This is a genomic window from Bacillus sp. FSL K6-1338, assembly GCF_038006965.1.
In the GTDB taxonomy this organism is placed as follows: Bacteria; Bacillota; Bacilli; order Bacillales; family Bacillaceae_G; genus Bacillus_A; species Bacillus_A thuringiensis_S.
In genome coordinates, this window is the sequence record NZ_JBBOWI010000002.1 from 347,424 (window position 1) to 361,710 (window position 14,287).

Here is a 14,287-nt window from a genome sequence, read left to right on the forward strand (position 1 = left end):
GCTTATTAGGGCTATTACACCTTGTTTCTCAAGATGTAATAGCCTTATATTCTGTATAGGGAGGGAAAAGTCATGAAAAAAATCATTCTGATTGAAGATGACGAAATTATCAGAGAAGAATTACAAATTTTTTTTGTAAAGTATGGATATGAAGTAAAGGCTCCCACAGATTTTAATCATATTATCAAATATATAGAAGGTGAGAATGCAGACCTTATATTACTAGACATAAATCTTCCTGTGTTCGATGGCTATTATATATGCAGAGAAATACGTAAAACTTCAGATGTTCCAATCTTCATGGTTACAAGTAGAGATAGTGATGTAGATGAACTGATAAGTATGAATTTAGGAGCAGATGATTTTATAACAAAGCCTTATAATACAGAAATACTATTAGCAAGGGTAACAAATATTTTAAGAAGAACATCTGGAGATTTCAAAATGAATCATATCTTAATGTATAGGGATTTTACTTTAAATCTTTCAAATGCAACAGTTACTTATCAAGACAAGTCTGTAGAATTAACTAAAAATGAAGTTAAAATACTCTCATGCTTAATAAATAATCGTGGGAATATTGTAAAAAGAGATTCACTCATAGAAACTTTATGGAAATCTGATTATTTTGTGGATGATAGCACCTTAACTGTTAATATAAATAGATTAAGAAAAAAGCTTGAAGAGATAGGTATAGAAAATCCGATTGCAACAAGAAGAAGCTTAGGGTATATAATGCCATGAATATAGGTGAATTTATTAAAGATAAAATGATAGTAATGCTATCAAACGTACTGGTATTTATTATACTAGCAGGTGTATTGCTAACTGCGAATGTTCAGTTCATTATAATATTCTTTGTCTTTTGTATTTGGTTCTTTCCATTGATTTCATATATGGCTATGGAATTCATAAGATGTAAAAATTATTATAATGAGATTAATGGCATATTAGAAAACTTGGAGAAAAAATACCTACTTCCAGAGGTCGTAAAGGAATCAAACTTTATACATGGAGAAAAGCTTAACGCTATACTGCAAGAAACAAGTAGAGATATGCATGAAAATGTAAAGTATTATAGAGATATGCAATTGGATTATAGGGAATATATAGAAACATGGGTACATGAAATTAAGACGCCTATAGCTTCTACAAAGCTAATAATTGAAAATAATCAAAATGAAGTAACTAATAAAATAGATTCCCAATTGGATCGAATCGAAGGGTTTGTAGAACAGGTGTTATATTATTCTCGAAGCAATAATGTCGGTAAGGACTATATTATAAAACCACTCAACCTTGATGATGTAGTAAGAACTGTAATTAAAAGAAATTATAGAGATTTTATTCATAAGAGAATAAAATTAGATATACAGGATATTGATGAAATCGTATATAGTGATGGAAAATGGGTTGGATTTATTGTTAATCAAATAATAGGGAATTCTATAAAGTACTCAAATAACAAAGAACAAATGATACGTATATACTCAATTAAGAAAACTAATTCAGTAATACTAACTATAGAGGATAATGGAGTAGGGATAGTAACTAAAGATATAAATAGAGTTTTTGAGAAAGGATTTACTGGAGAGAATGGAAGGAAATTTAGCAAAAGTACAGGAATGGGCTTGTATCTATGCGAAAAACTGTGCTCAAAATTAGGTATGAAAATTACCATTGATTCTGAAGTTAATAAGGGAACTAAGGTTACATTAATATTTCCGTTGTCAGGTATGGTAACTTTTGAGCCTTATTTATAAAATAGATGCTGTCATCTTTCCACGAATTTCGTATGAAACTTAAGAACAAACGTAAAACGGTATGAAAAGACTAGAAATTCTCTTCATACCGTTTGTATTATTTAGTCATTTAACACATTGGTATATTTAATTGTGAATCAGATCAATGTTAATCTGGATTAGTCATTACTATTTTTGATGCCCACTAATACTTAACGTAAGATTTGGTTTGGTTGCTACACAGACCTCGTAAGCGAGAAATTGTACACTATATAAAACAGTAAAATAAATATCCGATCCCTTAGCGTACAAGGAATCGGATATTTTGTGTCTAAATGCTGTTCAAACGCACAGTTTTCTTTTTTGATATTGTGACTCTATGCCCATCAAGCTAAGTTTTTAAATTACCCCTAAAACGAAAAAGTTATTTCTCTACAGTCATTTATGAAAAATTAATCGAATTTCTTTTTTTACAGATGATTAATTTTTAAAAATTATACTCAAGGATTAGGGTTTTAAAATAACTTTTATGAACTATTAATATTTCATAAAAGTTATTGTGAATTTTGTGAATGAGTGTTTTTGGCTTTCTACTTTAATAAATCCATGGTGAGCTTCGATAATTGATTTCGCTAGTGCTAAGCCAATTCCAATGGAGCCTTCTTTATTAGAATTTTTTGTTTTGTAAAATCTATCGAATATATATGGCAAATCTTCTGATGCAATACCTTCACCAAAATCTTGAATTATTATTTCAGTATGAATAGGAGAGTTTGTGACTTCAATATAAATAGAACTATTATCATTTGAATGTTCAATGGAATTCTTTAAAATATTTAATAAAGCTTCTTGCATCCAAATACTGTCATGGAAAAGTGATATTTTTTCATTGGTTTTTAAATGTATGTTCATATTTTTTTTATTTAATTTACTGTTCAAACTAGCAATGACCTCATAAATTGTATCAATAATATCAGAGTTTTCTTTTTCAAATAGTATTGCTCTAGCATCTATTTTTGAAACTTTTAATAAATTATGTATTAAAAAGTTGATTCTTGAAATTTGAACATCATTATTGTGTAAAAAATGATATTGTTGTTCATTTAATTTACCTTGTAATAAGATATCATTGTTCACTGTTAGTGTTGAGAGTGGTGTTTTTAGTTGATGAGAAATATCTTGTAAAGTTTGAATTAAAAATTGTTTTTCTTCCATTAAATTATGCATACTTTTTCTAATAACATTTTTCAGTTTATGAAAAGAATTAGCAAGTTTAGCTAGATCACCTTCTCTATTTTCCTTGATATCAATGGTGTAATCACCTTCAATAATTTTATTCGCTGCAGCTGTTACATTTCTAATTTTTAAGAAAAAAGATTTATATTGTAAGTAATTTAGAAAAATTAGGATTAAGCTGAACCCTATTGCTCCAAGGAACATATATATATTGTTTTGAGATATATGTTTATTTAAATAAGGAAAAAGTCTTGAATCCAATTCAGTAGAGAGACCATATTGATTTAATAGCATTTCTCCATCACTGGAATAATCTTTTTTATTCGCTGTATCATTTGTAAGTGCTTGTATTATTTCGTATTCATTTTCTGGGTTTTGTGCAATTAGTTTTCCGGTAATTTCACTCCAAATAGTAATATAATCATTTTTTAAATGGTCATATAGAATATGAACTGTGATAACTTGATATATAATAAATAAAAAAGAGATTAATGCTAATGTAAGTATATTAATTTTTATTTCTCTATTTATCATTAAATTACTCCTTACTGACGTCTTTATTCCAAAAATATCCGATACCTCTTTGAGTGATTATACAATTAGGATTTTGTGGAGTATCCTCAATTTTACTTCTCAATCTTTTTACATAAACAGAAAGAGTATTTTCATCGAAAAACACTTCACCTTCATCTGCTATTTTTTTCAATATCTCATTTCTTTGTAACACTTTATGAGGATTTAGCATTAACGTTAATAAGAGTTTGTATTCTAAATGTGTTAAATTTATACTTTTCTCATGCTTAAAAGCTCTGGCCGCTTCAACTTCAAGCTGTATATTTTCAGACCTCAATATAGTATTAGAAGCTGTTTTAATTTTTTTTCTTAATTGTACTTTTACTCTAGATAATAGCTCTTTTACCCTGAAGGGCTTTGTTATATAATCATCTCCACCAATATCAAGGCCCATTACTACATTTGCCTCCTCATCCAGTGCTGTGAGAAAAATAATAGGTATATCACCTTTTCTTTTAAGATAGGTACATAAATCATACCCATTTCCATCTGGGAGTCCAACATCCAATATAGCTAAGTCAAATTTATTATTTTCGTATTGGTCTTTTGCATCTTGTACAGTAGAAACTCTTATAACCTCAAGTCCTTCTCCTTTTAGAGTAAACTCAATAGCCATTCCTAGATCGTTATCGTCTTCAACGAATAATACTTTATCCACAGTATCTCTCCTCATTTGTCTTTGATTATGGCAGTATTTTAGATTATGAAAGTTATTTTACACGTTGATTGGCTAATTTAAAATAGCTTAGTATGGAAATGGATTTTTAGAGGCTTTTCTGAGTATAAGCATAATACCCAAATCGGCTTGAAGCTTTTCAGTACATAATGAGATACAACAATTACTTAAAGTAGAATATTTACGTAATTCATACATGTACTTGCTTATATTTTGAAAAACCTTGTAATAGTGTCTTGTTGAATTTGTACGTTTTTATACAATCAGTAATGTTTTGTTTAAGTTATCTTATACAAAAATGTTAAATGAAATTTGAATTCGCATTAATTATGTAAATAAATTTTAAAAAAAGATCAATGAGAATAAGAGCCGAATGGGAGCTGATTTTTGAGAATTTGAAAAGTATGTGTGTACTTAAATAAGTGTATAAAAGCCATTTAATTTTAAAGTATATCTTGATCAGAGTTACGAGTATATAAAAAGTTAGATTTAGTAATCTTACTAAATTGTAAGATTAAAGTATATATAGTAAGACAAGAGTTATTCAATTAACAATTAAAGACGTCTATACTGAAGGTAATCATTCTTTATTAAGACTTGTAGCATTTTAGCGCCTGTTTATATAAAGAAAAACCCTACTGTTCTAATCCCAGATTAAACACAGTATATGAGGAGGAAGAAAATGAAAAAGATAATAGGATTTCTAGCAGTAACAGCAATTTTTATAGGTATAGGGTTTGCTGTAAATCGTTATATAAATGGTCCCTCACAACCAGTAAACGGTATCATGGTATCTGGATCGAAAGAAAATATATCTGCTGTTAAAAATCTGTATAAAGATCAAAACGTACAAACAGCAGATTATAGTTATAAATTGGTCACAGAATTAATAAAACAAGAACTCACTACCGAACAGAAAGAAGTTATTAAGAAAGAATGGAAAGAAAAAGGAGAAAATATGACTGAAGAAGAGATGGACAATCAACTTGATAAGTCATCTGTTAGAAAGAAACAATACGCGGTTATTACAAAATCTACAGCAGAAAAATTCTTGAAAAAAGGAATTGTAAGAACACCCTTATCTAAAGAAGATAGTTCAATAACTTCAACCCAGGTAAAAGAAATAAAAGAATTAGCGAGTGAAAAAAATTTATTTTATAGAAAAAAAGCGGAAGATGAGGAAGTTAAGGATGGAAATTTAAATTTAAATGGACAAATGATACCTGTTCAACATATTGAACAAAATAATTGGATTGGCTATTTTTCATCACCGATAGTAATTGTTAATGAGGAAACGTATAAACAATTAAAAGAAAAAGAAGTAAGCCTTTCGTTAATTCAGTTTGCAAAAGAAAATCTTGATTATAAAAATAAAAACAAGGTAAAAAAGGTGGTCGAATACGTTTCAAAAGTGTATGCAGTGAAAGACGAGAATGGTGAGTACGATAAGGATAAAATCTATTTTGTAGAGATTCAAAATTAATCTGTGAAAAGGATGAGTTGTATGGAGGTTGTTAGATTAGAAAATGTAGTAAAAACATATGGAGAAGGAGAAACACAAGTACAGGCGTTAAAAGGAATTAATCTTTCCATTCATAGGGGAGAATTCGTAACCATAGTTGGAGCATCAGGTTCTGGTAAAAGTACCTTATTGCATATTTTAGGAGGGCTGGATCGTCCGAGTTCGGGAAATGTGTTTATAGGTGATGAAAATATCTACAATTATAAAGATAATGAACTCTCTATTTTTCGCCGAAGAAAAGTTGGCTTTATATTTCAGTTTTTTAATTTAATTCCTGTCTTGAATGTACAAGAAAATATTGCTTTGCCAGCTCTATTGGACGAAGAACAGGTAGATAATCATTACCTGGATGAAATTATAAGAACTCTAGGGTTAAATGAAAGACGAGATCATTTGCCTTCTGAATTATCGGGTGGTCAACAACAAAGGGTATCTATTGGTAGATCTCTTATAAATAAACCCGATATTATCTTAGCGGATGAACCAACCGGAAATCTAGATACAAAAAATACAAAAGAAGTTCTGAATTTATTAAAAGTAACGGCTAAAAAATATAATCAGACGGTGATTTTAATTACTCATGATCCTGCTATCGCATCAAACTCTGATCGAATTATAACCATTACAGATGGCATAATTATTTCAGATAAAAAATTAGTGCAAAATCAAGAAAAATGTGGAGGGGAGGAGTATTGATTCATAGTTACAAACAGTTAAGTCAAAAATATCTCAGAAGTAATATAAAACGTACTCTGCTAACATTAACAGGTATTATTTTAGCATTGGGGCTAATAACAACGATTGGACTTTTTTTTAATAGTGGATACACTTCGGGAATTGAAAATGCTAAAAAAGGTTCTATGGGTTCTGCAAATATTTCGGTTGAAAATTATAATCAAAAGCTTTTCAATATGATAAAAAGTAATCCGAATATATCTTCTTATGGCATCATAACTCCAGGAGAGGTGCTCCATGTTGATGATATAGCTGTTTCTTATATGTATGCAGATCATCAAGCATTGAAGCTGTTAAAGTCTAGTATTCCTGTAGAAGGTAAGCTGCCTTCAAATGAAAACGAGGCTGTTTTGGAAAAATGGATGCTGCCTTACTTCGGTCCCAATCTTAAATTAGGCGGTATGTTTACTATTCATGAAAAAAAATATAAACTTGTTGGTTTGCTAAATAAGTCTAGTAGTATTCAGGAAAATAAAACTGGTCAATTATTGACATATAAAAATAAGTCCAAAGTTGGTGAAGGTAGCGTATTGATTGAATTGCATAAGTACGCAAACTTTGATGAAGTTGAAAATCAATTTAAATTATTGACGAATAAAGAAAATATAAGAGTGAATGACCAATTAAAGAAAGCCTTAAAGCCTAGTGTGGAGATAATGGCAGCAGCCGCTATTAGTATTGGGATTGTTGTGATTTCTACAATTGTTATTATTTATAATGCATTTCAAATTAGTATAGTAGAGCGAATGAAACAGTTTGGCCTATTGAGGAGTATAGGGGCTACAAAAAAACAAATCAGGAAAATTGTGATAAGAGAAGCAACATTTCTTTCTATTATTGCTATCTTTTTTGGGATTTTGTGCAGCATATTAGTAGTCTTTTTACTTAATCAAGTACTGATAAACATACTTAAAAACTCTATGGGATATACAATTAAATTAGATTGGTTAATTATATGTGTATGTTCTTTAATTACATTGATAACTGTTTATATTTCAAGCTATTTTCCTGCTTTCTTTGCAGGTAGAATTTCACCGTTATTGGCCGTAAGTAGCCGATTAGCTATAAAAAAAGAAAAAATAAAGAAAAAAAAGAGAACAAAATTAAAGAAACCACTATCTTTTCCGTTAAGTATGGCATTAAAAAACATCCAAAGGAATCCCAATAGATATACAGTTACAATTTTGTCTATTATTATAAGTAGTGTACTGTATATCACGTTTACGTTTCTCATAGATACTGCCATTCAGCGTAAACAACCGGAAATTCAAGCTCTAAAATCGGATATATCAGTTACAGTTAATACAAATTTAGACGAGTCTAGCATAGATCGTATGAGTCAAAATATTTATAAAGTTAATAACGTAGAGAAGCTGTACAAGCAATATCAGGCAAATCATTTTTATACGAAAGTACCAAAAAATAAACAAATTAAAGAATTACAGGGAAATGAATCGCTGTATCAAAAAGTAAAATACAATAATCAAACTGTAGAAATTATGGAAACACAAATAAAAGCATACGATGAGAATAGTTTAAAGAAACTAGCTGAAAATGTAACTAGTGGAAGAATTGATATTTCAAAATTAAATCGTGAAAAAGAAGTTATTTTAGTAAAACAAGCTGCATCAAATGATATGAATACAAGTAAAAAATATATAGGTTCTCTAAGTACTTTTCAGGTAGGGGATGAAATCCAAATAACAAGTCAGCAGGAAAGAAAATCTAAAGAGGAAATCTCTTACAATGAAGAAAAACTAGAAACTTTAAAAATAGCTGCTATTGTAGAATTGGACATTTTTAATATGAGCAGAGTGATGGATACCATAACTTTTATTACTAGTGAACAAATAGCCGAATATATTACACCATCTCCACAAAAATTAACAGGTTTTGAAATTGATTTAGAGAATCAATCTCGGGCTGATGCTACAATTTTAGATATACAAAAGAAACTGGGTGGAGATGCATCTATAGATGTACAAAATAATATTGTTCAAAGTAATTTCCATACAGACAATATACTTTATATAAAAATATTAGGGTACGGATTTATAGCTGTTATTACACTAATTGGTTGTGTAAATATTTTAAATACCATTACAGTCAGCATCATTATGAGAAGAAAAGAATTGGCTGCTTTAAAATCGATTGGTATGTCGCAGAAGGATTTGAAAAAGATGGTTATATATGAAGGACTTCTGTACGGTTTCTTTGGAAGCATACAAGGGATCTTTTTCGGCTGTATGCTGTCGTATATTCTTTATGTAGCACTGTCAAATACGGTGTCGTTTGAATGGATTATACCTTATCAATCTAGCTTTATCACATTTATAACTGCACTTTTGATTAGTTATGTATCGGTACTAATTCCTCTTCGGAAAATTAAAAAGGATAACGTTATAGATGTAATTAGAGAAGAATAGCAGTGATTATAACAATATGTGATTCTGAAGTTCAACCGAGATACGTGTAAAACAGTTCGTAATAGGAGTAGCTAGAAATTTTTCGTAAAGGTAATGAATAGTAAAATCTTTATTATTAATGAAGAAGCCCTAGAGTTAGGGCTCTAGAGCTTCTCGTGATGGTAAATCTCACACGGTTTTATAAATAGAAAAGAACGTATTCAAGATAACACATGAATGTTTCATAAATGTATCAAAAAGTGAACAAAATCTTTGTTTTGTAAATTGAGGTAGTCAGCACAATTAACTAACGGCTTGTAAAAAAAGCCCTGCAGAAAATGTTACAGGGCGGGATAAGATTGAGTTATGTCGTACTCAAAAAAGATTTTAACATGAATCTAAAGATGAATAAATTGGTAAATATGTCCAAGTTCCCTAGAGTAATTATTTTAGCGAAAATGTTATTTTGAATGTAGTTATAAAAGCATTTCGGAAAGTACTCTTCTGTAACAACTATATATTCTAAAAAGAATGGATGCATAATATCATTTGACCTACCCCCACTTTTACATCTTATAGAAAAAGGGGGAGGTCAAGAAAATAAATGTATCTTTGAAAACAAGATGGATTTGTTGAAATGAATCTATCCCCGCAATGACTCATTGTAAGTCTAAGAAGGGGAGAAAACAAAACAATTAAAGTAAAATTCAAACCACACTTTACGGTTCAAATCGAGAAATTCTAAAACAAAAAATACAACAAGCGCCCCTTCCTAGAGGCGCTTGTTGTATTTTTTTAAATGACATAAGATACGTTTACTTGAGTTCTTTAGGGGGTACCGCCAGCATTTCGGAAAAAAACCACGCTAAGCAAATTTATATGAAAAAAGAGCCGTATTTTACTCCGTTAAGAGTAAATCGGCTCTTTTATATTCAAAGGGCGTAAGGATTGTAAACTTGTTGCATGTAATCCCTCAAACTTATATTCACCTAAGAAATTGATGTGTTCCCAACCTAAAGGCCATATATACGGCATTAAATCCTCTCGAAATTCGCCTGTATCTTTTAATTCTTCTACGGCTTTTTCCATATAGACCGTATTCCATACACTTATCGCATTAATAATAATATTAAGTGCACTGGCCCGTTGCAATTGATCTTGGAGGGCTCTTTCTCTAAACTCTCCGCTCTTTCCGAAAAATATAGCTCTGGCTAAGGCATTTGTGGCTTCGCCTTTATTTAAGCCTTTTTGTATTTTTCTCCTCACTGATTTACTCGAAATATAATCTAAGGTAAAGATCGTTTTTTCTATTCGACCCATTTCACCAAGGGCGGTCGCTAATTTATTTTGTCTTGCATAAGATCCAAGTTTCCCCATTATAAGTGAGCTAGATACTTTACCTGTTCTTACGGAGTATGCTAACCGTAAAACATCATTGTAATTTTCTTGAATAACCTTTAAATTAATTTTCCCTTTTAATAGTGACTGAACATTTGGATATTCTTGCACACCGTTAATAGTAAAAAGTTTTGTATCCATTAAGTCACGAATACGTGGTGCAAAGCGGAAGCCTAGAAGATGTGTTAATCCGAAAACTTGATCTGTATATCCGGCGGTATCTGTATAATGTTCTTCAATCATGAGGTCTGTTTCATGATGAAGTAAACCGTCAAGGACGTATAGTGCATCTCGGGCATTTGTATTAATTACTTTTAAATAGAAGGAAGCAAATTGATCACTTATAAACCTATAGATAGTTGCTCCTCTTCCTGTTCCATAATGCGGGTTTGAATCAGCATGTAAAGAGCGAACGCCAATAGGTACCCGCATTCCATCTGAAGACGATGTATTACCGTCTCCCCAATATGTTGCTAATTGTCGCCTGTGTTGAAAGTTAACTAGAACAGACTGAGCTCGAACCATAGCATCATCATACATTCTCCATTGTGCAGTGTTTGCCATTTGTCTATAAGAGATTCCAGGAGTAGCCTCTGCCATTTTTGTAAGACCAATATTTGTACCCATTGCCATCAGAGTTGCTAATACTACATTCTTCTCTTCTTTATCAGGAGATTTGTTCGTTGAAGCATGAATAAATTGCTCATGAAATCCAGTCCAGCTGGAAACTTCTAATAGTAAATCTGTGAGCTTTATTCTTGGTAACATATTATGTAGACGGATACTAAATGCTTTTGCTTCTTCTGGAGTCCCTTTATCTAACCTCTCCACATATAGCTTTCCTTGGCTGATATCAACACCTTCTAATTTTTCACTATTTTTTGATAACCAGTCCAAACGTTGGTTTAGCGAAGTAATCCTTTCTGTTAAGTACTCCTCGACCGTTAAAGGAACTGCCAAGTAATTTTCCGCATTTATTATGTTTCTCCAATCCTCTTCAGATATTAAGTAATCATCAAATGCCTTATGCTGTCTACTTCCTGAAACAAATACATCTCCTGATCTTATGTAATTTCGCAACTCTGTTAATGCTGCAAGTTCGTAATAATGTCGGTTAACATTACCTTCGTCATCATATACATGTTTTTGCCAACGATTTGATACAAAATTCAAAGGTGCACTCATCGGTACTTTTCGCTTTCCGTTTATGTTTAAATCATGTATAGTATGAAGCGCTTGAAGTACTGGATCTGCCGATTTAGTTGATCCAAACTGGAAGACCCTTAATAGAGTAGGCGCATACCGCCTAATATAGGAATATCTAGTCTCCAATAAATCTAAATAATCATAACTTACAGGTCTTGATAGCTGTTTGGCTTCCTCAACCGATTCCACCATTTTATCCCACGGCATAACGTCATCTAGAGCTGTAAAAGCATCTTTTCCTACTTCTTTTGCTTCAATAAGTGCTCCACATATCTTGATAAATTGTATAAGTTTTTCATTCAGTTTTTTACCATTTACTTTTTGCATCTCATCTTGTGCTTTTTTTCCTTTTAATTGAAGATTCATCATAATACGATCGTGTATTTCAATTGCATAATCAATTAAATCTTGTGTGATTTCTAACATAAAAGCAACTAAAATACTATATCTTCTTACTTCGTCAAACCTTCTAAAGGCATATGGTTCATATTTTGATCCTAATCTTGCAAGTTGCCGAAGGCGATTAGAATTAATCTTGCTCGTATCAACTACAAGCCCTATATCTTTTACATATTCAAACCGCTCCACAACCTTGAGAAAAGACTCTGGCGATGGTTGAGAAGGAAGCTGTTTCAACCAAGCTAATGGCGAAATTCCATTGTTTGTGGGGAGAAGCAAAGCATCTATTCTTTTCTTTTGCTCAGATGTTAAGTCATCATACAAAATACTGTATATCTTTTGATCTGCTTGCTGTTTAGCTTCCCAGACTATATTTTCAATTACATACATGGCAGGAAGAATAACTTTTGATTTCCGCAACATGGACAGTGCTATTTCAATTAAATGAAGTGAGTTGCTGTTTTCCATAGCTTGTTGTGTGAGATGCATTAACAAATTCTCTTCATGTTTAGAGGAAAAATTACTAAAATCATACTCCTCACGAATTTCACTAAGATGCTCCCATAATGTATTACTACGATTGGCATATCTAGAAAACTCTTCTGCAGGAATCTGTAGCTGTCTTGCGATATGCTTGATTACTGACATAGGAATATCTTTATACTCGGTTAAAGCCCATCCAGGATAACGAATTAATGCCAGTTGAAGAGCAAAACCTAAACGATTATATCCTCTACGGTGCTTGAAAATTAAATGTAAGTCATGTTTAGAAAAGGTATGAAATGTTACCAAATCCCATTCTGTTAAACGTGATAAATCCATTAACTCAATTCGTTGTGCCTCCGACAGTAATTGTTTAACTCCCATTATTTCCGTTTTCCTCTCTTTAAGAATTTATTTTTATTTTTTAGTTTAGGTAGTTTAAAGTTATGTAGGGCAATGTTGTATATACGGTTAATTCTTTAACCACTTGTAGAAAGATCTCTGCAGATGCTATAAGGGGACATGAGAATAGCCTTTATTATACAAATTATAACATTTAACTAAGTATAATTTGATTAGTATATATCAAATGTAAAATCCCAGTCTTAATCCATAAAAAAAGAGCCCTATATCCCTTGGGCTCTACCATAAATTCGTATACAATAGTAGTCCTTCAAAACTAGTATTGTATGTATATAGTATTAATTTTTTTAAACTGCAGTAGATATAAATACAGAGTATACAGCACTTTGAGTAATTCCTGGAGTTATAAAAAGTGAGATAGCATCTGTCCTTGCAACTGGATTACCAGGTATTGTACTAGTCCATGTAACTGTTGCAGGGGCTACCACTGGATTAGGATTAAATACCTTTACAGGTTGTGCTCCAATATCAGTTGGTTTAATCGAAAACACTATAGTTCCAGTAATATTGGCTGTAAGTGTAAGCGTAATTGTAGAGACTATTTGACCAGCACCCGGTGAAGCTAGATTAGTAGGTACATTATCACATACTCGCAACAAATATACACCTGTACCTAAGTTATTTACATTTATAGAAGCAGAAAACGCAACAACACTACCAGCTCCTGCTGTTACATAAGGGAGCGTTTGTGAATCTGCACCAGGTGATCCTGCTATGCGCTGAAATCCCGCATTAGTACCACCAAAAAGGATAGCCTTTGTAGAAGTTGTTGCTGTAGCGCCAGTAGCTCCGGTAGGACCTGTAACTCCCGTAGGACCTGTAACTCCGGTAGAACCAGTGGCTCCCGTAGGACCAGTAGCTCCCGTAGGACCAGTAGCTCCCGTAGGACCTGTAACTCCGGTAGGTCCTGTAATTCCCGTAGGACCTGTATCTCCGGTAGGTCCTGTAGTTCCCGTAGAACCAGTGGCTCCGCTAGGACCGGTGGCTCCAGTAGGACCTGTAACTCCGGTAGAACCAGTGGCTCCCGTAGGACCAGTAGCTCCAGTGGGACCAGTAGCTCCGGTCGGACCGGTCGGTAGTGTAAATGGTGGAGTTGGCGGCAATGTAGGGCCTACAAGACTAGGATCAAACGCTGCAGCAGATATGAAATCAGCTTGGGCTAATTCGTTTGAATACTTTTTTTCATTCTCATCTGACATTATATACCTCCTTTCTCTTTAAAAAATTTATTCAATGTAGGGCTTGTACATACTATAAATTATAAAAGAAACAGTCTTTTCTAAAATAATTGAAAATATTCTTTGGATTTTCAAAGATTTATTTATTATTAATCAAGGTTAATCTCATTTGTATTTTATAAACAAACCCATTAAAAGAACTCTTACCAAAAACCAATATTTTTGTAACATTTCTCCCCTTGCTTCTATTTCTATATTTATAAGGGTTTTCGAGTTACAAAAAATAGTTACCAAAAGTATTACCAAATACC

General features: G+C 31.9%; 9 protein-coding genes. 5 read left to right on the plus strand and 4 right to left on the minus strand.

What is annotated here, in order from left to right:
* Window positions 1-72: 72 nt before the first annotated feature.
* Both NZ044_RS28555 and NZ044_RS28560 read left to right on the plus strand, forming a co-directional pair.
* Window positions 73-744 carry a response regulator transcription factor gene (locus tag NZ044_RS28555; RefSeq protein WP_098506587.1) on the plus strand — a complete coding sequence of 224 codons (672 nt, stop codon included), beginning with the start codon at window positions 73-75 and terminating at the stop codon, window positions 742-744.
* Entirely contained in the window at window positions 741-1,763 is a 1,023-nt protein-coding gene (locus NZ044_RS28560; RefSeq protein ID WP_098506588.1) for a sensor histidine kinase, read from the plus strand. The genes NZ044_RS28555 and NZ044_RS28560 overlap by 4 nt, the downstream gene beginning before the upstream one ends.
* A 516-nt stretch (window positions 1,764-2,279) precedes the next feature.
* Here the strand turns inward: NZ044_RS28560 and NZ044_RS28565 are convergent.
* Together NZ044_RS28565 and NZ044_RS28570 are read right to left on the minus strand one after the other, a co-directional pair.
* Window positions 2,280-3,512 carry a sensor histidine kinase gene (locus NZ044_RS28565; protein ID WP_098506589.1) on the minus strand — a complete coding sequence of 411 codons (1,233 nt, stop codon included), beginning with the start codon at window positions 3,510-3,512 and terminating at the stop codon, window positions 2,280-2,282.
* Window positions 3,513-3,516: 4 nt separating this feature from the next.
* Window positions 3,517-4,209 (minus strand): response regulator transcription factor, encoded by a 693-nt coding sequence (locus tag NZ044_RS28570; RefSeq protein WP_097861754.1) that lies wholly within the window; start codon window positions 4,207-4,209, stop codon window positions 3,517-3,519.
* A 700-nt stretch (window positions 4,210-4,909) separates the two neighbouring features.
* Here NZ044_RS28570 and NZ044_RS28575 point away from each other — a divergent pair.
* From NZ044_RS28575 to NZ044_RS28585, 3 genes are read left to right on the plus strand one after another with little or no spacing between them, the layout of a single operon-like run.
* On the plus strand, window positions 4,910-5,710 hold the full coding sequence (locus NZ044_RS28575) for a lipoprotein BA_5634 family protein (protein ID WP_340950144.1): 801 nt from the start codon (window positions 4,910-4,912) through the stop codon (window positions 5,708-5,710).
* Between the two features lie 21 nt (window positions 5,711-5,731).
* The gene (locus NZ044_RS28580) at window positions 5,732-6,445 is read left to right on the plus strand and encodes an ABC transporter ATP-binding protein (RefSeq protein WP_098437628.1); all 714 of its coding nucleotides are present in this window, start codon (window positions 5,732-5,734) and stop codon (window positions 6,443-6,445) included.
* The gene (locus tag NZ044_RS28585; protein WP_098506591.1) at window positions 6,442-8,910 is read left to right on the plus strand and encodes an ABC transporter permease; all 2,469 of its coding nucleotides are present in this window, start codon (window positions 6,442-6,444) and stop codon (window positions 8,908-8,910) included. Before NZ044_RS28580 ends, NZ044_RS28585 begins: the two co-directional genes overlap by 4 nt.
* An 885-nt stretch (window positions 8,911-9,795) precedes the next feature.
* On the opposite strand, the gene NZ044_RS28590 is transcribed toward NZ044_RS28585, so the two are convergent.
* On the minus strand, window positions 9,796-12,759 hold the full coding sequence (locus NZ044_RS28590; RefSeq protein WP_340950146.1) for a Tn3 family transposase: 2,964 nt from the start codon (window positions 12,757-12,759) through the stop codon (window positions 9,796-9,798).
* A gap of 326 nt (window positions 12,760-13,085) precedes the next feature.
* Window positions 13,086-13,997, minus strand: a complete 912-nt coding sequence (locus tag NZ044_RS28595; RefSeq protein ID WP_340950147.1) for an exosporium leader peptide-containing protein — start codon at window positions 13,995-13,997, stop codon at window positions 13,086-13,088.
* Window positions 13,998-14,287 lie beyond the last annotated feature (290 nt).